Genomic DNA, 21,852 nt, shown 5'->3' with positions numbered 1-21,852 from the left:
ATCGTTGAAAACCACCGGACCGTGCCGGTCTGAAAGAAGCCGAAATTTCTCCGGCTTCTTTTTTTGCCGCGATTCTTACCTGCCCGTAAATTTGGGCGCCCGTTTCTCGACAAAGGCCTTGATTCCTTCTCTATGGTCTTTCGTTTCCGACATTTTGCGCTGGGCATACTTTTCTAGTTCCAATACTTTCAACAGCTTGGGACGATTGAGTTCGGCAAGAATCAATTTTGTTTTGATCATTGCCTGAACAGGTTTTTTGAGATAAGAATGTATCTTCTCCGTCAAGGCTGTGTCCAAATCGGAAGCCACCTCATGGATAAGCCCCTGTGTATACGCTTCGTGCGCATTCAGTGTCTTTCCTTCCCAAACAAGCTGCTTCGCCATCGATTCGCCAATCATTTTTGCCAGGAAAAAATGCGCGCCCCCGTCCGGAATCAGTCCGATGCCAATAAAGTTCATTGCAAGCTTGGCATCTTCTCTTGCTAAAATATAATCCGTTGCCAGAGCAAGGCTGAAACCTAAGCCAGATGCGGGTCCAGAAACAGCGCTAATCGTAATGGCCGGAAAATTGTAAAGGGTAATGACAAGCTCGTTTATGCAGTCCATGATGGAATAAAACTCCTGTTCATCATCGCCAAGTACGAGCATGGCTTTAATATCGCCGCCCGCTGAAAATGCCTTTTCTGTTCCTGTCAGCACAAGGATGTCGATCCCATCCGACTCGCTGATTTCCTTCAGGCTGCTGATTAGGCCCTTGATCATTTCCTTATTCAATGCGTTTAGTGCTTCGGGCCTGTTCATTTTAACTGTCGCAACACGGCCATTGACTGAAACATCAACGTTATCGGTGACAAAATTGAATGCCAATTTCAACGCCTCCTCTTTGCTTCCCTCCCTTTTATTATAGAGCTTGTTCATCCAGGAAGTAACATTTTTAACAAAGTAGTCAAAATATTTTAAATTATTCCTTTGACAGTTCGGATTAAAGGAAAGCATAAATAAAACCCGCATCAGAGCGATGCGGGTTCGTTTTTATTCTCGAACAGTTGCTCAAGGATTTTTATTTTTTCATTTGTATAGTGCGCAAAGCTGTCGTTATACGATTTTGGATCCTTCGGGTTGGCAAAGTGGGTGATGGCTTCTTTTGCCGGATCGACGAATTTGCTTGCCGCCCCGCAACCCAGCCCGATAATCGTCTGCATTTCTTCCATAATGATGATGTTGTAGATACTTTCCTGGCCAGGAATCGAGTAGCCGACATTTTCCAGATTCCCGAGGATATTCTTTTGCCGGTATAAGTAATACGGTTCATAGCCATGCTGACGTGTCCAATTTTCAGCCAGCTCCATCATCTTTTCCACTTCATTCCGGTCCGCCACCTTGTACCTGTCACGGTTTTTGGTCATTTCAGACGCCCGCTTAAAGGATAGCGTATGGACTGTGAGCGATTCCGGCATCAGCTTTTCGGTCTCGTTCAACGTATGGGTGAATTCTTTCGTCCCTTCCCCCGGAAGTCCAATAATCAAGTCCATGTTAATATTGTCCATGCCCATTTCTCTTGAAAGTTTGAACTTGTCGATCGTTTCCTGAACAGTATGATGGCGCCCAATCGCCTTTAGCGTTTCCTGGATATACGACTGTGGGTTGACACTGATTCTATGAATGTTCCATTTTTTCAATACTTCCAGCTTCTCTGCTGTGATTGTATCCGGGCGCCCCGCTTCAACCGTAATCTCCCTGATTTGATTAGCGTCCGGAAAAGACGTGTACATTTCTTCATACAACATGTCCATCTCTTCGGCGGTAATGCTCGTCGGAGTCCCACCTCCATAATAAACTGTCGTAATCTTGATGCCCCTTTCCTTCAGCCATTGGCCGATTGTCCTCATCTCATGGTGCAGGCCGCCAAGGAAGGAATTGACCGAACCCTGCCGGCCGTTGATCGCATAGGCCGGGAACGTGCAATACGCACATTTTGTCGGGCAAAAAGGAATGCCGATATAAATGCTCACTTCTTTTTTCAATTCGTATAAATCCGGAACAGCCGCGAGCTGGCGGTCAATAATCTGCTGCATCAGCTGTGCCTTTTCCGGGGTGATTAAATACTCTTCAGCCAGTTCCTTATGGGCAATTTCCGGTTTAACACCGGCCCTAAGCTTTCTGTGCAGCAGCTTTGTCGGCCGTACTCCGGTCAATATGCCCCATTTTTGCTTGATGCCCGTCAGTTCCTGAAGCAGTTTCAAGTATACATGGGAAACAGCATTTTTCACGGCTTTGAACTGTTCCTTTTCGGGAAGTGACGTGTCAACAGTTGCCTGGTGTACCGCATTCAATTGTCTTCCGTCGTTTTCCAAAATGCCGGAAACGTTGATTTCCGCCACATTTTGTTCAAGGGTGAATGTTACGGAGAAGTCATCTTCTTCTATTCTATTTAAATGGACCTCAGATTCCTCAAAAAACAGGTTTGCGATCAGCTGCAGCGGCCGCTTGAACTGTTCGTCCGACAAGCCGGTAATTGATATTCGCACGTTCATCCACCTTTACAATTTTTGCTTCCTTAAGTGTACAGAATCGGATATGCAAGGTCAATATGGTGGAAAATATGGCAACCAAAGTTTTTCGACCCCCATGATCAACCGGATATAATAAAGCGGCAAAAGCGATATCTTCCGCCCCTGCCGCTCCTGATTACTTCTTAATGATGTTCATTTTTTTCAAAAAGGCAATTGGGTGCTGCCTCCTAAAGTGCTCCTTCACCATATAGGCAACGCCGTGTTCATTTTCCGAACGTGTGACCCAGTCGGCGGCCCTTTTCACTTCATATGAGGCATTTCCCATCGCGACCCCGAGCCCGGCTGCCTCGATGAACGGAATATCATCCAGCCCGTCACCAATCGCCACCACTTCCTTCGGGCTGACTCCAAGCCGGTCACAAATATAGAGGAGGCCCGACAATTTAGACACGCCCGCCGGCACAATGTCCAACTTGAGCCCCGTATTGTCTACTGTTTCCACTTCGCTAAACGTTGTCTTGATTGCCTGTTTTGCATCTTGTAATTCCTGCTCTGTTTCAAAATACGCCTCAATTTTAGGCGGCGCAACCGGTGTATCAACAAGTGAGTCGCTCAGGTCAGCTGTAAATTGATGCGAATAGGTCAATGGATCCCCTGAGGTAAAGATTGCTTTTGCCAGGAGATTGTTATTGAGGTGCAGTTTATTCGCGAGCGAAAATTTTTCGTGGACTAGGCGAATCTGGCACTGCAGTCCTTCAAGGAACCTGACAATTTCGTAAGTGACGTCCTCGTTGATTCGTTTAATAAACTCGGCATTGCCAGCAGGCGTGGATATATAAGCCCCGTGATGGGAGACGAAAAGCTCATTCAGTTTTAAGACGCGGGCGACTTTTTTTGCAGAGGCGAAGTTGCGGGATGTCACGAGGGTGACAATTACCCCTTTCTGCCGGACGTAGCTGATTGCTTCTCTAGTTGTTTTATGGAGCTTTCCGGCGCTGTCAAGAAGTGTGCCGTCTATATTTAAAGCCAGCAAACGGTAAATCATAGTGGTGCCCCCTGTCCTGATGGAATCATCCTTATTTAAACTTGTATGAGATTTCGGATTTTTCTAGAACAATCCTTGCAAAAATAGTTTCCATCGGAGTGGCAGAACAACAAAAAGAGCGCAAAACGACGTTTGCGCTCTCTGCTCTCTACTATTTAATCAACCAAGCCTCTTAAGCAGGAAGCCTCCATTAAAGCGCGTAGGCTCATAAGAAATCATGAACGCTTTCGGGTAGATTGATGTAATGAATTTCCGCAGTTTAGGCTCACGGTTCCGCCTTGCGAGAATCTTCATCACAAGCCTTTTGCCATCCTTCCCGTCAGCCAGCCACGAAGTCACCCCGAAGCCTTGTTCTCTGATCTGCACGGGTAAAGTGGTGTCGAGGGAATCAACAATCACTTCTACGACCACATACCCGAGTGCCAGATAAGCCTCAATTCTGCTGCCTATGTAAACGCCAAGGCCCCAGCCAAAGCAATAGGCGGCAATATTGAGCGGCTTGTCCAGATTATCAAGGACAATCGTCAAGCCCATCAAGTATACAAAAACCTCGCCCATTGACAGGACTGAAGCTAATACCCGATAGCCTTTCATCACAATCATGACCCGAAGCGTAAACAAGGAAACATATAAAATGTTGATGCCTATAATAGTAAGAATAATAGATGACAATGCTTTCACCTCTGTAGTTAATCAAAAAGCAAGTGCTTGGTTTCCTTTGGGTATTAAGTAAAGAAGCTGAACGAATTACCGGAAAATCCCGAGTCCGTGGCGGACGCAGTAATTTGATCTATTCCCTAAAACCCGCCTTCCCAAAACATGGCGGGCAACAATCTCATTCAATATTCATTATTGTAAAAAAATCCCGGCTGATCACTCGACCGGGATTTTTCTATTCAATTATTGCTTCGGAACCCCGTACAGCTCCTCAAGCGGCTTCATGATCAGCTGGTTCAGTTCGCCAATAATCATACCCATTCTTTGTTCCGCTTCCATTAGCCTTGAGATGGCCGGATGCTGTTGGACAAGTGCTACCGACTGCTGCGCCTGGACGAGTTCATCCTGGCCAATCTCCTGACCCGTCATTTGCTTCTGCTGAAGATTCATTTGAATTTGGCGGAAGTTATCAAACATCCTGCGGGCAGATTCGTCAGCATTCACTTCATCATAAATTCTTTTCAAATTATTATACTCAGCGCTTTGCCGAATCGCCTTTTCTAGCTCATAAGCGGCATCATACAAATTTACTGCCAATCGTAACACTCCCTTATTCAATGTGGCATTCCTGTTCACTATACCAAACCTGTGTTAGGAATGGAATGCCCGGCGCAAAAAGCCATAGCGGTATATATTATGAAAAGAGGATTGCAAATATTCCTTGAAAAATCCCAATCATCCCCCCGAGTAGCGCGCCAAGATACGTAATCATTTTCAACTCGCTTCTCGTGATTCCAAGCACCATATCCTCGAGCCGTTCAAGTGAAAAGGTCGCAACCTGGTCACTGACCAGCTCCTGAAGACGGAGTTTTTCCATCATCATATCAATTCTCGACGTCAGCCAGTCGCCAAGCATGAATACAATGTTCGGTGCCATCCTGTCAAGAATTGTTTCCTTATACGAAGCGAGCAATTCTGAGGCTGGGGTAGCGAGAAGTTTTTCAGTCCCGGCAAGATTGACCGCATACTCCTTTAGGGCGTTGACAATTTTCTCCCTGCCGGCCATTTCCTCTAGCTCAGCGGCATCCCGTTCAAGAAGTTTCGCCCATTCTTTACGCAAAATGCTTGTGATCAACCCATGTGCGCCTTCACTTCTGAAAAACTTAATGATTTCAGGCTGGATTTTATCGGCAATGCTAACATTTCCAAGCACCATTTGCAGCATATTGCCCAGCATTCCTTTATCCTTGAAAAACTCATCAAACATGATTTGAATTCGCGCCTTGCCTTCATAGCTCGAAAAATAATCCGCACCCTTGCTAAGGATATAGGAACTTATTTCCGGTATCTTTTTCTCCGCGCCTTGAAGGAGCGGCTGTGGAAGGACCTCAGCAATCGGCATACCCCTGTACTGACTCATCGCCTTTTCATACACGCTTTCCACGAAACGGCCGATCCTCTTTTCAATTCGCTTTGCTCCATGTTCAATTCCAGCCTGGTCAAGCAGATGGTTAATCGTTATGTCCGATTCAAGGAATGTCCTTAGCTCCTTTTTGACGAGCCCGGTCATGTCCTCTTGAAATTCCTTCTGCATGAACTTGCCTTTGATGCTTTCCGGGGTAATGAGATGCTCGACGACCATCCTGCCCATCTGCCGTGCTAATTCATCTCGTCTCTTTGGAATCAACCCCGGCGTGAAGGGCACCCTCCATTTGCCAATATAGAGTGTCTTATATGGTCTAAACAGCATTTTAATGGCTAAATGGTTTGTAAATCCGCCAATCAGTGCGCCGATTAACGTCATAAATATGATTGTGATAAAGATATTCATGTAAGATTCAACCTTTCCGAAAAGAAAAATAACACGAACATTTTACTTGTCCTGCACATAGGCTACTATATCAGTTTTTGCCCATCTTTACCCTAATTTAGCAGGGGCTGACCCTCTTTTTTGAAAATAACGATTTTCTTTTTTTGCAAAATTGTCCTGGGGCTCGCCTTCGGTAGAAAATTCCCGTTTACACAAATTTTAACCATTGTATCGGAATAAACATAATTTAGATAGACGGCTTTCAGACTGTAAAGGACGTGAGATCGTTGGTGAACGTTTATCCTATTGAAACTTTGGATCATGACAAGCCCATATTCTATTATCCGAAGGGGTTTACCCCAGGAATCTCCATTAAAAAAGTAGCTTTCGGCACGGCAGTGATAGATGCCGTCCTTCTCCCCCAGCCGCAAAAAAAGGACATCGCAGTCATTAGCAAAGCCGTTGCGGAAAAACTGCGCCTTCCTGAAACATTGAATAAAATAGGGCTTTTTTGTGATGCGGACACATTATACTTAGCCCCATTAATCGGACTGTTTACATCCAACCTGATTGATTCCTCCGAAAAGCCTGCCGGGGACAGAACCCGGTTTTACTCAAAATTGCTTGATACGTGCAGCTCTTCAGGGGCAGTCGGTTTTCTTTTTACCGGCAATGGAATTGATTGGGAACACAACTTGATAAAAGGTTATTTATTTGCAGGAGGAAAATGGGAAACACGGACAGTGCCTTTTCCGAATGTCATTTACGACCGACTGCCAACGAGAAGGAGTGAGAACAGGCCTGAGGCCCGCCTTGCAAAAGAGAAACTGATGAAAGACTATATGATTCCATGGTTCAATCCCGGTTTTTTCAATAAGTTTGACATTCTCAACCGGCTCAAGGATGTTCCCGAAGCACAGAAGTATATGCCTGAGACACTTCTGTTTACATCTGTCGATGAAGCGAGAAGGCTCCTCGATAAATTCGGCGCGGTTTATTTAAAGCCCGCAAACGGGACGCTCGGGATGGGCATCCGCCATGTGATTGCCGAATTCCCCGGCTCCACCTGCTATTGCCGTTTCCGTGATAAAAACGGCAAGAATAAGCTGTTGAAATTCAGCAGCCTGGATGCACTAATATCAAACATGTTTGATGAGGCAAAACTAAAAAAACTGCTCGTCCAGCAGAGAATTATCCTTTTGAAAGTCAATGACAGGCCTGTAGATTTCCGGGTCCATACGAATAAAGACGGCAATGGACAATGGCAGGTATCTGCCATTGCAGGCAAGGTTGCAGGTTATGGTAGTATTACAACCCATGTCAGAAGCGGCGGGGATATTCATACTCTGAAGGAACTGTTCAGCGAGAAAAAATCGAAGGAAGTGGAACGGAAATTATCAGCCGCAGCCTTAGAGCTTAGCCATTTACTTGAGAAAAAAATTGACGGTATCACAGGTGAATTCGGTTTTGACTTTGGGATTGACCGCGATGGGATTGTCTGGCTTTTCGAGGTGAATTCAAAACCCGGAAGATCCATCTTCCATCATAGCGGGCTCCGCAACTATGAAATCCTGACAAGGAAATTGACGGTTGAATACTGCATATACTTAGCGGAGAAAGCGGTTTTAATACCTGAAGAGATTTATAAATAACGTTAAAAAAGCTGCGGACACTCCATGTGCCTGCAGCTTTTCTTTTGCCTAGGTCCAAATCTTCCGCCCCGCAATCCGCCATGAAACAGAGGCTGCCAAAAGCATGAGCAGCACAAAGAGATAATTGCCGTACTGAAAGAGAGTAAACAAATAGTGGATGCCCATTAGCACGAAGATTGGAATGAGATATATGATTGTTTTCCAGCCTTCGCTTTCCTGGCTTGCTTCGAATGACTCCGAAAAAGGCAGCGACCCTTTCAGCAAAAACGTGCAAATGACACAGTAGAAAATCGATGCAAGGAACACGCCGACGATATCCGGCAGGATTTTCAAACCGAATATGCCGCAGAAAATGATTCCGGTCAGCGCGAAAACCGGCAGAAATAGCCGAACAAGGAACGCTTTCAACGTTCCGCTGTACAGGAATGAATTGGATCTGAGCGGCGCGGTCTGGAATAGCCAGGATGCTTTATAGCGTCCCGAATATTTCAGCATGATGATCGAGGTCGGGATGACAATGGCCGCCATATAGATTGATAAGTAATGTTTACTGGCGGCCAGGCTTTCAAAAGAGTCCCATTGAAGCCGGTTTAAAATCAAAATTACGGGAAGTACAACCGACAGGCCAATCGATGGGTACACTTTAAGCCTGAAATCGCGCTCTGTTTTCATCATCGCCGCAGCAAAGCGGTAGAAAGCCCGCTCTTCCCTGTTCGGGCAGATGATCCTCGATAGTGTCGTATCCAGTTCAGGTACTTTCACCCGGCTCGGACCGCTTCCCGAAGATAGCTTTTGCATCTTGCCTTCGAAGGAGGGCATCAGTTTGATATAAAGCGCGAATGCCGCTATCGGAAAGGCAATGGCCAATAATGCAAACAGTGCAAGCTCGGGTGCCCAAAACCCGTTCAGCCCCGCTTCAAACAAAGAGCCAAACCAAGCAGGCGGAAGCAACGCCTGCCACCATTGCGGTGAAACCGCCTTTTCTCCCTGAATGAGTTCAAATGATCTGCCGACAAGCTGATATCCGAGCGCGAGTGAAACAGACAAGAGAATTTGAACATAATTAATGACATCCCGCAGCTTTTCCCCATCGAAAAAACGGAGGATAAAATAATACACCATTGCCGTTGCCGCGAGAATCAATAAATCCGCAAAAAACAATGCCACGAGGAAGACTAGAAAAAAGACTGGGCCATGCCTGATCAGCCCGGCAATAAGCGGGATGGCCGCAAGCGATCCGGTCAGGAAAAATAAATAAATGGCGACATGGACTGCTTTTGCAAGGCTGAGCGTTTTCCTTCCCACCGGTTTGGCCAATAAAATATGCCTGTCCCTCAAGTCGAGAAGCACGGCTGAAAAGTCGGATACAAGCGATGTCATAATAATAAACATCAAAATCGCAAAAAAGATTGTCATTTGAACAAGATAATGCTCGCCCAAAAGAATGAGCGGCAGCAGCAGCAAGCCGAAAATCGAATAAACCCATAGCGACTTCATGAAGCGGTTCTCTTCCTTGGAAGGGTCTTCCTGCTTCCTCCTTGCCCCGCCAAGGATGGTCGGAACTCTTCTTTGGTCCATCGTCAGTTTCATGGCGAGGATTTTCCGCAAGACTGGATAATCAGCGCCGAGTTTCTCAAATACCCATTTTCCCTTGTCAAGCAGCTTCAGCGTTCTGAAGTCATCCAACGGCTACACCTCCCGGACAATGGAGACAAATTCCCCTGCCAACTCCCTAAATTCGTCAAAGCCGGTCAGCTGGTTGAAAATTTGTTCAAGTGAGCCCTCAATGTTCTGCTCCTTCAGCTCTTCGAAACTGCCGTCGGCGACAATTTTGCCACCATTGATCAGAATAATCCGGTTGCTGATTTTTTCAACAACATCCATGATGTGAGAAGAATAGAAAATGGTCTTTCCACTTGCAGCAAGCTGTGAAAGGATTTCTTTAAAAATCATCACAGAATTGGCATCCAGTCCGCTCAGCGGTTCATCGAGAAACAGAAGCTCCGGATCATGGAGCAGGCTGGAAATGATCATCACCTTCTGTTTCATCCCTTTTGAAAAGGATGAAATTCGGCTATAAAAGACATTGTCGAGCCCGAATGCGCGCATGAGCCGTTTTGCTTTGATTTCGACTCTTGATGCCTCCATCCCATAAAGCTCCCCCGTAAACGTCAAGTATTCGATTGCGGTTAGATTGTCATATAACTCGGCAATCTCAGGTACATAACCTATTTTTCTTTTATAATCATAATCTCCTGGATTAAGCTTTTGCCCAAAGATTTCAATTTCACCTTGATAGTCTTCCTCAAGGCCAAGGAGCAGCTTGATTGTTGTGCTTTTCCCGGCTCCGTTCGGCCCGATATAGCCGATAATTTGCCCACCCGTAACGGTTAAGTCAATGCCTTTTAGGACTTCCTTCGCTCCATAATTTTTCTTTAGGCCTTTCAGGGCAAGTACAACTCCTGCGGTATGTAAAATAAGGATCCCCCGTTTCTGTTATTCTAGGAATATTTTAACACACAGAAGAGCCGGATTTACAAAAGTTGGAGGAAAAATTGAGAGCCGCATGCTAAGATAGCATGCGGCTTTTCTCCATAATCAGATAGACTTTAATCATAAAGTAGGTAACTTCTTCTGGCATAAGCTCCTTGATCGGCTTCAGTTTTTCCCTTCCTGCTTCTTCGACTGCCTTTTCGAGTAACGGAATGAATTCCTCAGGTACGAGTTTTTCAAACTGGACGGGCATCCCCTGCTGGTGGCAGGACATCAAGTGGTTTTCCACAGTGCTGATGGCAAGTCCGCGCACGTTTGCGATTTCTTCCACACCCATGCCTTCAAGGTGCAGCTTGTGTGTCTCAAGGTGAGAATCGCTCGTTGGTTTCGCTGCAGGACGTTTTTTGGGAGAATCGCCTTTTGCAAAAATGGCCTGTCGGTCCGGATGTTCCTCCATAAACTTTTCAATAGCCGTGATAAAGAGGTCTCCAAATTTCTCAAGCTTTGCTGCGCCAACCCCGCTGACATCAAGGAATTCGTCATTTGCTTGCGGCAGCTTCAGGCACATGTCTTTTAAAGAGGCGTCCGAGAAAATGACAAATGGCGGGACGCTCGCCTCATCGGCAAGCTGTTTCCGTAACGCCCGCAGTTCCTCGAAAAGCGGATCCTTTGTAGATATTTCCGCGGAACGGACGGCAGCCTTTCTGTGAACCTGCCGGAGGCCTTTTAACACTTCCTTCCCTTTCGCTGCGACATAGATCGTCGGAAACGTTCCATGCTCCACACCAATCATGTCTTCAGAAATGAGGAATTCTATTAAACTTCCCGCATCCTTGGCCGACCAGTTTTCCATAATCCCGTAAGTCGAAAGTTTATCGAAGCCGAATTCAAGGATCTTTTTATTTTGCGAACCGGTCAATACCTGGGCAGTAATCGCCTTGCCAAATCGCTGGCCCATCCGGATGATGCACGACAGGACCATTTGCGCTTCCTTCGTTACATCCTCGCTTTCCCTTGTGTCGGTGCAATTGCCGCAACGGCCGCACGGTTCTGTTTCCGTCTCTCCGAAATAGCGAAGGATGGTTTCCTGGAGACAGCTTTCGGTATGGCAGTAGTCCGCCATTCCTTGCAGCTTTTCAAGCTCGGCCGCCGCCCTGTTGGGCTCGATTGACTGCTCGATCAAAAAGCGCTGGACCTGGATATCCTGCGGTGAATAGAGGACAGTGCAGGAGCTCGGCAGTCCATCCCGTCCGGCACGGCCCGCTTCCTGATAGTAGCTCTCCATATTCCGCGGCAGCTGATAATGAATGACATAGCGGATATTGCTTTTATCAATGCCCATTCCGAATGCTGACGTCGCGACCATTACAGCGGATTCATCGCGAAGGAAGCGGTCTTGTTCACTGTATCTATCGGCATCGCTCATCCCGGCGTGATAACGGGAAACCGAAAGTCCGCCTTTTTTCAAGTTTTCATACAGCTGGTCAACCGTTTTCCTTGTGGCGGCGTAAATGATCCCCGTCTCACTTTTGTTTTGCTTCAAAAAGTTCTTTAGGTACTTCCCCCGGTCCTGCCCTTTTACAACTGAGAAGGAAAGGTTTTTTCGTTCAAAACCTGTAATCACCTCATGGTCTTTTCGGATTCCGAGCGAACTGCATATATCTTCCCTGACCATTGGCGTGGCGGTTGCGGTCAAGGCCAGCATGACCGGCTCCCCTGCCAGGCCGTCGACCATTTTTGTAATATGGCGGTAGCTCGGCCGGAAATCATGGCCCCACTGTGAAATACAGTGTGCTTCATCGACGGCGATGAGGGGGATGTCCATTTTACCTAGCTGGCCAGTAAAATAAGGAGACTCGAGACGTTCCGGAGCAATATAAAGGAGCTTGTACCTTCCGGCGGCGGCATCCTCCATCCGTTCACTCGCCTCTTGGTTGGTAAGCGAACTATTAATATAAGTAGCATCAATGCCCAATTGGACAAGTGAATCTACTTGGTCCTTCATTAATGAAATAAGCGGGGAAATGACGACGGTCGTCCCCGGAAGCATCAGCGCCGGAATCTGGTAGCAGACAGACTTCCCGCCGCCAGTCGGCATGACACAAAGCGTGTTTTTTCTTTCAAGCACTGCTGAAATCGCGCTCTCCTGCCCTTCCCGGAAGGCAGGGTAGCCAAAATATGTTTTCAAAAGGTCATTCGCTTTTTGCAACAAACATAACCCTTCTTTCTATACATGTCTTTATTTTTTATTATATCGGAAAAATCGTAGGTTTTCGCTGTCCAATACGCCATTCTTCACATAATAATAGAACAACTAAACAAAGGGAGTTTTTCATATGTTTTTGAAAAGACAGACATGGCTGCTGTTCATCTTCATTTGCGCTATCCATGCTATTGCATTTTTCACCTTTTTTTCTTGGACCATTTCCAATGCGCTCGACGGCTCGCACCGGAAATCGTTTTTGGACTGGATTCCTTTCGCCGTGTTTCTGGCAACCTTTTCACTGCAAGCCCTGCCAGGATTGCGCTCCGCTTGGAAGGCCGCCCCTGTAAAAATGCTGGTTTCACTGGTTACCGCGGTTTTCGTTCTCCTTTGGCTCTTTGCCTTCATCTTTCGGCAACTGGGCCCTGTGATGCACTAAGAATTCGTCCCCTTTTCCTCTATAGGGTACAATAAAGTGAGGGGGAATTGCGATGCTTACACATTTCCAATATAAGTCTTTATTTAAGAATGCCGAACTTCCCGGCTGGGAGTTTTCGTTCTTTTTCAAAAAGCTGAAACGGTCAGGGCATTACCTTCAAGACGGAAAGATTGAATGGGTGACGAACCCGCCCGCTGAACTTGATCGGAAAGCGCTGGAAAAAATGGTTCACGAACTCATGCTTTTTCATGTGTATGACCGCTAGTGCCGGCTGTGTCTGGCACTTTTTCCAATCAGGGTGTTCATTGATATAATTGGGGTAGACAAATTTTTCATGTGGGAGCTAACCGGTTATGTTCACGAATTTAATGAAACTTTATCCAGGGGCGTGGATTTCGGATTATCCGCCAGCCCTTGATGATAACAAATACTATCTATTTCAAAATGAAACGTCCACTGAGTGGATAGCCATACCCGTTGGGGCGATTAGCGAAAGGGAAGTCGACCTTTTGACTTCGCTATTCAAAAGGATTGAGGAGCCGGCAGAAAATCTTTCACCCCTCCTAGAGCAATGGAGGGATTACCTTTTCCATGAAGGGGCATTGCCGCTCGGGACGGAAGATTCCGCAGTCCGGATTATTCAGGTTCAATTTTACGGGGACAATTATGAACGGGAAGAACTAGAGGCCGCCATTAAAGGTTTTTTTCCTGATGACGTTCTTGTTGTTTGGGAAGGGCCTTCAAGGGCTATAACCATTGAACACGATAAAATCACGCTCGATGAGAATGATCTCGCATCGATGGCCGATGTTTTCGAAAATGACTTTTTTCTTAAAACTGCTGCTTATATCGGCAGGCAGCTGCCTGTTACTGCCGGCTTCCCCGATTATTTTCAAGAGGAACGGCGTCATTTTGATTTTGCCAAAAGAGCCATTGGTCCAATAGGTTTTTATTCCTTTGAAAAGGTGTTTCCCGCCTACGTTGCATCGGAGCTCCCCGAACTGCTCGCTGATGCCTTGAACAGGGAGTTTGCGGAAGCATTCAGGAGCGATGACGAAATGTATTTGACCGTAAAAGGCTTTCTTGAGAACGGTTCAAATGCAAGCCTTGCTGCAAAAAAATTGTACATTCACCGAAATACTCTCCAGTACCGGATCGATAAATTCACGGACAGGACAGGCGTCAGCCTGAAGGATTTCCATTCAGCGTTCACCGTCTACCTCGCCTGCCTGCTCTATGAACGGGACCGGAAAAGGGAATAACAAAGGGATTGAAAGCCTTTCCATGCAGTGTGCCCAAAAATCGATAGGTGATGTTTGGGCAGGCTGTCCATATCGTTTTCGCCTAGTTTTGCGTACACTTAAGGCGAGGAGATTTTTTGTGGGAGGTTTTTATAAATGGCTGAGTTGAAGTTGGATCATATTTATAAGGTTTATGATAATAAGGTTACGGCTGTTGAAGATTTTAATCTTCATATAAAGGATAAGGAGTTTATCGTGTTTGTCGGTCCGTCCGGCTGCGGTAAGTCTACGACTCTTCGGATGATTGCCGGCCTTGAGGAAATCACAAAGGGTGATTTCTACATTGATGGCAAAAGGGTAAACGATGTAGCGCCGAAAGATCGCGATATCGCGATGGTTTTCCAGAACTACGCCCTTTATCCGCACATGACAGTTTACGATAACATGGCGTTCGGCTTGAAGCTCCGCAAGATACCGAAGGCTGAAATCGACAAGAAGGTAAAAGATGCTGCCAAGATCCTTGGCCTTGAAACGTATCTGAGCCGAAAGCCAAAGGCATTGTCCGGTGGTCAGCGCCAGCGTGTTGCCCTTGGCCGCGCAATTGTCCGTGATGCGAAAGTCTTCCTCATGGACGAGCCGCTTTCCAACCTTGATGCGAAGCTCCGCGTCCAGATGCGCGCGGAAATTGCAAAGTTGCACCGCCGCCTTGATACAACGACAATTTACGTAACGCACGACCAGACGGAAGCGATGACAATGGCGTCCCGCCTTGTCGTCATGAAGGACGGGCTGATCCAGCAGGTTGGGACACCGAAAGAAGTATACGAAAACCCTGAGAATGTTTTCGTTGGAGGCTTTATCGGTTCACCAGCGATGAACTTCTTCCGCGGCTCGCTTGAGGATGGAAAGTTCGTAGCCGGAGATATCACGATTGCAGTTCCTGAGGGCAAAATGAAAACCCTTCGCGAGCAGAGCTATGTTGGCAAGCCTGTTATTCTTGGCGTCCGTCCTGAAGACATCCATGATGAGCCAGTCTTCATCGATGCTTCTTCCGGTTCGAAAATAGATGCGCTTGTCGATGTTGCCGAGCTGACAGGTGCTGAAACAATGGTTTATTCCAGCCTCGCCGGCCAGGATTTCGTCGCGCGCCTAGATTCCCGCTCTGACATTCATCCAAATGATAAGCTTGAGCTTGCATTTGACATGAACAAAGTCCATTTCTTCGATGTGGAAACAGAGCAGCGCATCCGCCCAGCTGGGGATAAGTAATTTTAGAAACCTTACTTTAAAAAAGAGCACAAAACGATACCGACCCCCGAAAGTTAGAGTAATAAATCTAACTTTCGGGGGTCGGTATCAACGTGCTCTTTTTTTGCTTTTATTATTTAACCACTGATAGTAGTTACTGAGAAAAAGGCCACATAACTAAGTACCACAAAAAGCTGAAGAATTATTCCAACAATACTACAAATGAATCCAGCTGTTGCTAACCCTCTACCATTTTCATTTGTTTGATTCATTTGTTTTACAGCTTTCCTTGAACAAACTATTCCAATAACCCCCAAAATCACGCCAATAAAAGGTATGAACAATGACAGAATACCAACCGTTAAGGAAATTACCGCATTAGTATTTGTTTGATTTTTTTCAGACATTTCCCCTCCCCCTTTTGATAATTTTACCATATTTATTTATCTTTGGTCCGATATTCTGGTAAAAATGATGCGGTAACTGCAACCTCTCCCTTTCTACTGAGTTGAGCTCCCGGAAACCGCAGGCATGGTTCATTTTGTCAAAAAGGTTATTCGCTGATAAGGATGACTCTATCGGTTCCGCATGACGAACAGCGGTAGAGGTGGGGGCATTGGCGGTTTTTATAGTCATCGGGTATGCCGTCTTCGAGTTTCATCTGATCGATGGGCATGTAGGGGCTGTAGTCGTCGAAGTAGTCCATATACCGCCCCTTCTCTTCCAATAATTCATTACAGTTGTCGCAGTTTATTTCAAATTTTCTTAGGCCGTTGCAGACCGAACAGACGCCCATATCCGATTCCCTCCTTTTTTAGTTAGTTTTTGCCGAGTAGGTATTTCTATGCAAAAATTCCCCTCCGGCTTTCCGTATAAGGTTGGCGTTGATGAACAAACTAATAATGTATAACCGCTTATGCGACTATATTGTCACTGTGGAACGGAATGTTGTCGCATAGCAAGCGCTTATGCGACAGCATCGCCGCGCTGGTACGGATTCCTGTCGCATAGAGACCGCTTATGCGACAACATCGCCGCGCTGGTACGGAATCGTGTCGCATAGAAACCGCTTATGCGACAAAATTGCCGCGCTGGTACGGATTCCTGTCGCATAGAAACCGCTTATGCGACAAAATTGCCGCGCTGGTACGGATTCCTGTCGCATAGAGACCGCTTATGCGACAACATCGCCGCGCTGCTACGGAAGCCTGTCGCATAGAAACCGCTTATGCGACAAAATTGCCGCGCTGGTACGGATTCCTGTCGCATAGAGACCGCTTATGCGACAACATCGCCGCGCTGGTACGGAATCGTGTCGCATAGAAACCGCTTATGCGACAAAATTGCCGTGCTGGTACGGAAGCCTGTCGCATAGAAACCGCTTATGCGACAAAATTGCCGCGCTGGTACGGAAGCCTGTCGCATAGAAACCGCTTATGCGACAAAATTGCCGTGCTGGTACGGAAGCATGTCGCATAGAAACCGCTTATGCGACAACATTGCCGCGCTGGTACGGAAGCCTGTCGCATAGAAACCGCTTATGCGACAAAATTGCCGTGCTGGTACGGAATCATGTCGCATAGAAACCGCTTATATGTTACGCTCTGAAATACATTAATGTTGGCGAACTTACGTAGCAATTTCCTCTCGCAAGTCCGCCAAGACAGATCATTGGGCTCCTAGAGTCTGGGCACATTCGTTTGTCCCGGCGCGCCGGTGCAATTCCGGCCAGCCCAGCCAACCAGCAAGATGCCTTCTCGTTTCGAGGAGGCATTTTTGCATGCAAGGATGGAGCAAAGCCGGAGAGTTCCTAAACCATGTTTTCCGGCCGGACCCACTCATCGAATTCTCTCTCGGTCAGGTAGCCTGTCCGGACAGCCGCTTCCTTCAGGCTCAAGTTCTCATTGAAGGCGAGTTTGGCGATCTGGGCCGATTTTTCATACCCGATGTGCGGGTTAAGTGCCGTGACGAGCATGAGAGACTTCTCCATCTGTGCTTTTATGGCCGTTTCGTTTGCCGTGATGCCAACTGCGCAATTCTTGTTGAACGACTTCATCCCATCCGCGAGCAGCCTTACGGACTGTAGGAAATTGTCGATGATGACCGGCTTGAAGACGTTCAATTCGAAATTCCCTTGGCTTGCGGCAAAGCCAATTGTTGCGTCGTTTCCAAACACCTGGCATACCGCCATCGTCAGCGCCTCGATTTGGGTCGGGTTGACTTTGCCCGGCATGATCGAGCTGCCCGGTTCATTCGCCGGGATGGTGATTTCACCAATGCCGCTCCTCGGGCCGCTAGCAAGCCATCGGATATCATTGGCAATCTTCATCAAGTCCGCCGCCAGCGCCTTTAATGCGCCGTGGACATAAACAATTTCATCATGGCTTGTGAGCGCATGGAATTTATTGTCCGACGAGCGGAACGGATGGCCCGTCACCCCGGCAATTACCTCGGCAACCTGGTCGCCAAAATCGGGATCAGCATTGATCCCTGTTCCGACCGCCGTCCCTCCTATCGCCAAATCGAGCAGGCTCTTACTCGATTCCCTAATCATGCTTCCGCTCTTTTCAAGCATCGTCCGCCAGCCGCTGATTTCCTGGCCGAACGTAAGCGGCGTTGCATCTTGAAGATGAGTCCGGCCGATTTTAATGAGTTTTTCATAATCTTTTTCCTTCTGCTGGAACGTTTCGGTCAATTTTTCTAGCGCCGGCAGCAAAGTTGACACGACTTTTCCGTATGCGGCAATATGCATCGCGGTCGGAAAAGTGTCATTCGAGCTTTGCGACATATTGACATCATCATTGGGATGAATGGTTATGCTGCTGCCCTCACTTTTCAATAATGCATTCGCGCGGTTGGCGATGACCTCATTTACATTCATATTTGTCTGCGTGCCGCTCCCGGTCTGCCATACGACCAGCGGAAAATGCCCGTCGTATTTCCCTTCAAGAATTTCCGCGCATACGTGAACAATCGCATCCTTCTTCTCATCCGCAAGCTTTCCCGAAGCGTTGTTGGCAATAGCCGCAGCAAGCTTGACAGTTACTAGGCTGTAAATCAAGTCAAGCGGCATTTTTTCTGTACTGATTTTGAAATTTTCAAGGCTTCGCTGCGTTTGCGCCCCCCAATACTTGTCTAATGGAACCTTCACCTCACCAAGTGTATCCCTTTCAATCCGGTAGTCCATCGTTCCCCTCCCGATTCTTACCGCCCTTATGGCGGGTTTATTTTGGCAAAAGCATTTCTCATTCCGGGACCTGCTTTTGCTTCATCCTTTGTTCATTTTCCCCTATTTTTCTTAGGCAAGCCTATTTGTCAGGTTTTTCTTTTGCAAAAAGAGCCAGCCTGAACCTCCTTGGCTTAGTTCCCAACTTTAGGCTGTCAAAGCGATACGTGGTAAAATAAATTAAATTAATTGAACTCTGCCGTATCTTTCCCAGCCTGTTTTTCGTTATAGAGGCAGAGTGGTGAAAAAGGAGTGACGAAGATGCCAGCCAGCAAGAATCCGCCTGCCTTGAAATGTGAACAGCCCGAGCCTGAACTGGAGCAAAAGCACTTTGATTCTCTTCGGAAGTATTGCCGCTTCCTGACGAAAAACGATTGGGAGTCTGAAGACCTTTTTCAATCCGCTGTGCTGAAAGGATTGCAGAATTATGCACCAGCAGACATCAGCCCTGCCCTTTTGAAAAAAATAGCCTACCATCAATGGATTGACATGGCCCGGAAAGCAAAGCGTGAAATTGTAGGTTTTCCGGAAGAGACAGTCCAGCTTGATTCTTCTTCGGTTGAGGGCAGGCTTGATGCTGTTAAGCTTTTGCTTGAAAGAACTACGCCAAAGCAGGCGGTGATTTTCCTTTTGAAAGAAGGATTCAACTATCAGGCGAAGGAAATAGCAGAGCTGCTTACGATGACGGAAACCTCGGTAAAATCGCTTCTCCACCGGGCAAAGGGACGGTTGGAAAACGAGCGGCGCCTCCATTCGGTGGATGCCGAGTGGCAGGAAGAGGAGCGGCAGCTGTTGTCTGAATTAATGGTTGAGGCATTATTGGAAGATGATCCCGCCGTGCTAATCTCAAACGTTCACAGGATTCACTCTCTGGTTAAAGTTACAAAGCTGGCGCTTCCGAACCACTCCGGCACACCTCTCGGCTATCGCTGCATGGCAGCTTAACAAAGGGAGGAACTTTTTATGGCGACAGTGCCTTATGTGATTGAACAATCGAACCTCGGCGAGCGATCTTATGATATTTATTCACGGCTTCTGAAGGACCGGATTGTGATGATTGGTGATGAAATCAACGACCAAGTGGCGAACAGCATCATTGCCCAGCTGCTTTTTTTGGAGGCGGACAATCCGGAGAAGGATATTTCCATTTATATTAACAGCCCCGGGGGATCAACGACGGCGGGCTTCGCTATTTTTGACACGATGCAATTAATCAAACCCGACATCAGCACGATTTGCATCGGGATGGCTGCCTCATTTGGCGCAATGCTTTTGCTGGCGGGAACAAAGGGAAAAAGATATGCTCTTCCAAACAGCGAAATCATGATCCACCAGCCTTTAGGCGGAGCCCGCGGCCAGGCAACGGAAATCGAAATCTCGGCGCGCAGAATCCTGAAACTGCGCGAACATGTCAATAAAATCATATCCGAGCGAACCGGCCAGCCAGTCGAAAAAATCGCAAAGGACACTGACCGGGATTATTTTATGAGCGCCGAAGAAGCTTTGGAGTATGGGATTATTGATAAGATTATTCGAAAAAAGTGAATATGATTAACCTTTGAGTTGTTTAACGGACTACTTTTTTACGCATATTGTCCGCTAGATCTCACTTTAATCGCCATTACAGCCAAAAGAGGCTGGGTCTCATAAACGACCTAGCCTCTTTCCAACAAAACTTAAAACGCGTCTGAGTAGCGTACCACTCCGAAAACTCCTTCTAGCGCGGCCGGTGTCAATTCCAACGCCATAAAAGCCTCATCGGGTACATCCCACGGCGCCTTAACTCCCCATAATGAAGCCTTTTTAAAGCCGAATTTCGGATAGTATTCTGGATGGCCGAGGACGATGACTGAACCGTAGCCGATTTTTTTTGCCCACTTCAGCCCTTCGTTTATTAATTGCCCGCCAATCCCCTGATTCTGGTACTCCGGCAAAACGGATACAGGCGCGAGGGCCAGTGTTTCCGACTGTCCGATTGTTGCTTTTGAAAACAGGATGTGACCAATAACTTCGCCAGCCTCACCTTTGACCGCGACTAGCGAGAGTTCCGGAACGAAGGCTTCCGAATTCCTTAATCTCGCAACAAGTTCGTGTTCTGTTTGATCACTCATTTCGACGTTGGCAAAGGCCCTTTTGATGACTTCTTCTACAGCTTGAATATCTTCTGCAACTTCCTGCCTGATTTTAATACCCACTCTTACCATCCCCTGACTTCCACAATTGTTTCTAAATAATACCACACGGCTTTCTTTTGCAAAATATTTCTCTTTAGGCGATGATAGGAATATACGTTCGTTTAGTCGACAAAATAAAAACCTGCAGGCAACTGCCCGCAGATTCATGGTTTCGCAATTATATATCCGATAAAATAAACGAGAATCATGACACTGCCAATCGTTAGTGTAACTGAAAACATCCCCAACACCCCTATTTTTCTAAATGTGTTTCATTTCAAAAGTACCATGAAAAAAGCGGGGGAATATCTCATTTTCGTGACAGAAAGGTGAACGTTTCGTGAAAATATGTCTGTTTGGCGCCACTGGTAGAGTTGGCTCAGTTATTCTGGAAAACTATCTTCGGGATGGCCATGGGGTTCACGCGCTTGTCCGGAGTCCCGATAAACTGGAGTTGAAAAACCCGCGCCTGAAAATTTTCCACGGTGATGCAATAAATGAACACGATGTGCGTGCTACAGTTAAAGGCTGTGATGCCGTCATCAGCACCCTGAATACGGGAGGCGGAACAACACTTTCCGATTCGATGCCGCATATCATTCACGCAATGAAGGAAAACAGCATCCGCCGGATCATTCTCATCAGCACAGCCGGGATTACCCAGGCAAGATCAGAACCGGAGCTTTACCGGTTCCAATCCGCCGAATCTCGCAGGAAAACGACGAAGGATGCGGAGGAGCATTTAAAGGCCTGGCTAATCCTCAAAGAGTCCGGCCTTGATTGGACGGCTGTCTGCCCGACTTACCTGCCGGTCGGCGAACGGCTTGGCACCTACCGGGTCGGCCGGAATATGCTGCCGGAAAATCCATCTTCCATCTCAATCTACGACACTGCCGACTTCGCATGCAAACAACTAGAAAGTGATCAATACTTGCATTGCCGGGCTGCGCTGACGTACTAGAAGGATGAACTTGTGCAGTTTTCAAAAGAGAATCAAATGTAAAGAAAAAACGCTTGAAGAAAATGATATGCTCCCCTTAAGGTAGACAGATTAAAAAATAAAAATCTGTTTACTTTAAGGGGAGTTTTTATTATGTCAAAAAGGGCACTTTCCCTCCAAGATAAAATCAAAATCATTCATGCATACGATA

Annotated in this window: 21 protein-coding genes; 8 read left to right on the top strand and 13 right to left on the bottom strand. The window is 46.9% G+C overall.

Annotated features, from left to right (window positions below; genetic code table 11):
- Window positions 1-75: 75 nt before the first annotated feature.
- The 6 genes from D1B31_RS00105 to D1B31_RS00080 form a co-directional block, all read right to left on the bottom strand.
- Complete coding sequence (locus tag D1B31_RS00105) at window positions 76-867, bottom strand: enoyl-CoA hydratase (protein ID WP_118919191.1); 792 nt, start codon at window positions 865-867, stop codon at window positions 76-78.
- Between the two features lie 143 nt (window positions 868-1,010).
- Window positions 1,011-2,528: a coproporphyrinogen III oxidase gene (locus D1B31_RS00100; protein ID WP_118918727.1), complete on the bottom strand. Its 1,518-nt coding sequence runs from the start codon at window positions 2,526-2,528 to the stop codon at window positions 1,011-1,013.
- Window positions 2,529-2,688: 160 nt separating this feature from the next.
- A complete protein-coding gene (locus D1B31_RS00095) occupies window positions 2,689-3,558 on the bottom strand; it encodes a Cof-type HAD-IIB family hydrolase (RefSeq protein WP_118918726.1) in 870 nt (289 codons plus the stop codon).
- Window positions 3,559-3,717: 159 nt separating this feature from the next.
- Window positions 3,718-4,230, bottom strand: coding sequence for a DUF2179 domain-containing protein (locus D1B31_RS00090; RefSeq protein ID WP_118918725.1), 513 nt, complete (start codon window positions 4,228-4,230; stop codon window positions 3,718-3,720).
- A gap of 228 nt (window positions 4,231-4,458) precedes the next feature.
- Window positions 4,459-4,812, bottom strand: a complete 354-nt coding sequence (locus tag D1B31_RS00085) for a YlbF/YmcA family competence regulator (RefSeq protein ID WP_118918724.1) — start codon at window positions 4,810-4,812, stop codon at window positions 4,459-4,461.
- A 97-nt stretch (window positions 4,813-4,909) separates the two neighbouring features.
- Window positions 4,910-6,046: a DUF445 domain-containing protein gene (locus D1B31_RS00080; protein WP_118918723.1), complete on the bottom strand. Its 1,137-nt coding sequence runs from the start codon at window positions 6,044-6,046 to the stop codon at window positions 4,910-4,912.
- A gap of 269 nt (window positions 6,047-6,315) precedes the next feature.
- On the opposite strand from D1B31_RS00080, the gene D1B31_RS00075 reads away from it, so the two are divergent.
- Window positions 6,316-7,677 (top strand): YheC/YheD family endospore coat-associated protein, encoded by a 1,362-nt coding sequence (locus tag D1B31_RS00075; protein ID WP_240035133.1) that lies wholly within the window; start codon window positions 6,316-6,318, stop codon window positions 7,675-7,677.
- 48 nt (window positions 7,678-7,725) lie between these two features.
- Here the strand turns inward: D1B31_RS00075 and D1B31_RS00070 are convergent, their stop codons facing one another.
- The 3 genes from D1B31_RS00070 to recQ all read right to left on the bottom strand — a co-directional run bounded on the left by D1B31_RS00070 (window position 7,726) and on the right by recQ (window position 12,382).
- On the bottom strand, window positions 7,726-9,363 hold the full coding sequence (locus D1B31_RS00070; protein WP_118918721.1) for a hypothetical protein: 1,638 nt from the start codon (window positions 9,361-9,363) through the stop codon (window positions 7,726-7,728).
- A gap of 3 nt (window positions 9,364-9,366) precedes the next feature.
- Window positions 9,367-10,155 carry an ABC transporter ATP-binding protein gene (locus D1B31_RS00065; RefSeq protein ID WP_118918720.1) on the bottom strand — a complete coding sequence of 263 codons (789 nt, stop codon included), beginning with the start codon at window positions 10,153-10,155 and terminating at the stop codon, window positions 9,367-9,369.
- A 91-nt stretch (window positions 10,156-10,246) separates the two neighbouring features.
- Window positions 10,247-12,382 carry a DNA helicase RecQ gene (recQ, locus tag D1B31_RS00060; RefSeq protein ID WP_118918719.1) on the bottom strand — a complete coding sequence of 712 codons (2,136 nt, stop codon included), beginning with the start codon at window positions 12,380-12,382 and terminating at the stop codon, window positions 10,247-10,249.
- A gap of 124 nt (window positions 12,383-12,506) precedes the next feature.
- Here recQ and D1B31_RS00055 point away from each other — a divergent pair, with 124 nt between their 5' ends.
- From D1B31_RS00055 to D1B31_RS00040, 4 genes are all read left to right on the top strand, one after another.
- Window positions 12,507-12,812, top strand: coding sequence for a hypothetical protein (locus D1B31_RS00055; RefSeq protein ID WP_118918718.1), 306 nt, complete (start codon window positions 12,507-12,509; stop codon window positions 12,810-12,812).
- A 52-nt stretch (window positions 12,813-12,864) separates the two neighbouring features.
- The gene (locus D1B31_RS00050) at window positions 12,865-13,077 is read left to right on the top strand and encodes a YheE family protein (RefSeq protein WP_118918717.1); all 213 of its coding nucleotides are present in this window, start codon (window positions 12,865-12,867) and stop codon (window positions 13,075-13,077) included.
- 88 nt (window positions 13,078-13,165) lie between these two features.
- Window positions 13,166-14,074: a PucR family transcriptional regulator gene (locus tag D1B31_RS00045; protein WP_118918716.1), complete on the top strand. Its 909-nt coding sequence runs from the start codon at window positions 13,166-13,168 to the stop codon at window positions 14,072-14,074.
- Between the two features lie 135 nt (window positions 14,075-14,209).
- The gene (locus D1B31_RS00040) at window positions 14,210-15,322 is read left to right on the top strand and encodes an ABC transporter ATP-binding protein (RefSeq protein WP_118918715.1); all 1,113 of its coding nucleotides are present in this window, start codon (window positions 14,210-14,212) and stop codon (window positions 15,320-15,322) included.
- A gap of 116 nt (window positions 15,323-15,438) precedes the next feature.
- Here D1B31_RS00040 and D1B31_RS00035 read toward each other — a convergent pair whose 3' ends face one another.
- The 3 genes from D1B31_RS00035 to fumC all read right to left on the bottom strand — a co-directional run bounded on the left by D1B31_RS00035 (window position 15,439) and on the right by fumC (window position 18,488).
- Window positions 15,439-15,708 carry a DUF4190 domain-containing protein gene (locus D1B31_RS00035; RefSeq protein WP_118918714.1) on the bottom strand — a complete coding sequence of 90 codons (270 nt, stop codon included), beginning with the start codon at window positions 15,706-15,708 and terminating at the stop codon, window positions 15,439-15,441.
- 146 nt (window positions 15,709-15,854) lie between these two features.
- Window positions 15,855-16,097 (bottom strand): hypothetical protein, encoded by a 243-nt coding sequence (locus D1B31_RS00030; RefSeq protein WP_118918713.1) that lies wholly within the window; start codon window positions 16,095-16,097, stop codon window positions 15,855-15,857.
- Window positions 16,098-17,111: 1,014 nt separating this feature from the next.
- Window positions 17,112-18,488, bottom strand: a complete 1,377-nt coding sequence (gene fumC / locus D1B31_RS00025) for a class II fumarate hydratase (protein WP_118918712.1) — start codon at window positions 18,486-18,488, stop codon at window positions 17,112-17,114.
- Window positions 18,489-18,788: 300 nt separating this feature from the next.
- Between fumC and D1B31_RS00020 the strand changes: the two genes are divergently transcribed.
- On the top strand, window positions 18,789-19,472 hold the full coding sequence (locus tag D1B31_RS00020) for a sigma-70 family RNA polymerase sigma factor (protein WP_118918711.1): 684 nt from the start codon (window positions 18,789-18,791) through the stop codon (window positions 19,470-19,472).
- An 18-nt stretch (window positions 19,473-19,490) separates the two neighbouring features.
- Window positions 19,491-20,072: an ATP-dependent Clp endopeptidase proteolytic subunit ClpP gene (gene clpP, locus D1B31_RS00015; RefSeq protein WP_118918710.1), complete on the top strand. Its 582-nt coding sequence runs from the start codon at window positions 19,491-19,493 to the stop codon at window positions 20,070-20,072.
- A gap of 131 nt (window positions 20,073-20,203) precedes the next feature.
- On the opposite strand, the gene D1B31_RS00010 is transcribed toward clpP, so the two are convergent.
- Window positions 20,204-20,731 (bottom strand): GNAT family N-acetyltransferase, encoded by a 528-nt coding sequence (locus D1B31_RS00010; RefSeq protein WP_118918709.1) that lies wholly within the window; start codon window positions 20,729-20,731, stop codon window positions 20,204-20,206.
- Between the two features lie 310 nt (window positions 20,732-21,041).
- Between D1B31_RS00010 and D1B31_RS00005 the strand changes: the two genes are divergently transcribed.
- The gene (locus D1B31_RS00005) at window positions 21,042-21,662 is read left to right on the top strand and encodes an NAD(P)-dependent oxidoreductase (RefSeq protein ID WP_118918708.1); all 621 of its coding nucleotides are present in this window, start codon (window positions 21,042-21,044) and stop codon (window positions 21,660-21,662) included.
- Window positions 21,663-21,852 lie beyond the last annotated feature (190 nt).

This window comes from Neobacillus notoginsengisoli, from assembly GCF_003515685.1.
Classification (GTDB): Bacteria; Bacillota; Bacilli; order Bacillales; family Cytobacillaceae; genus Bacillus_D; species Bacillus_D notoginsengisoli.
This window is presented reverse-complemented; position numbering and strand designations above follow the sequence as displayed.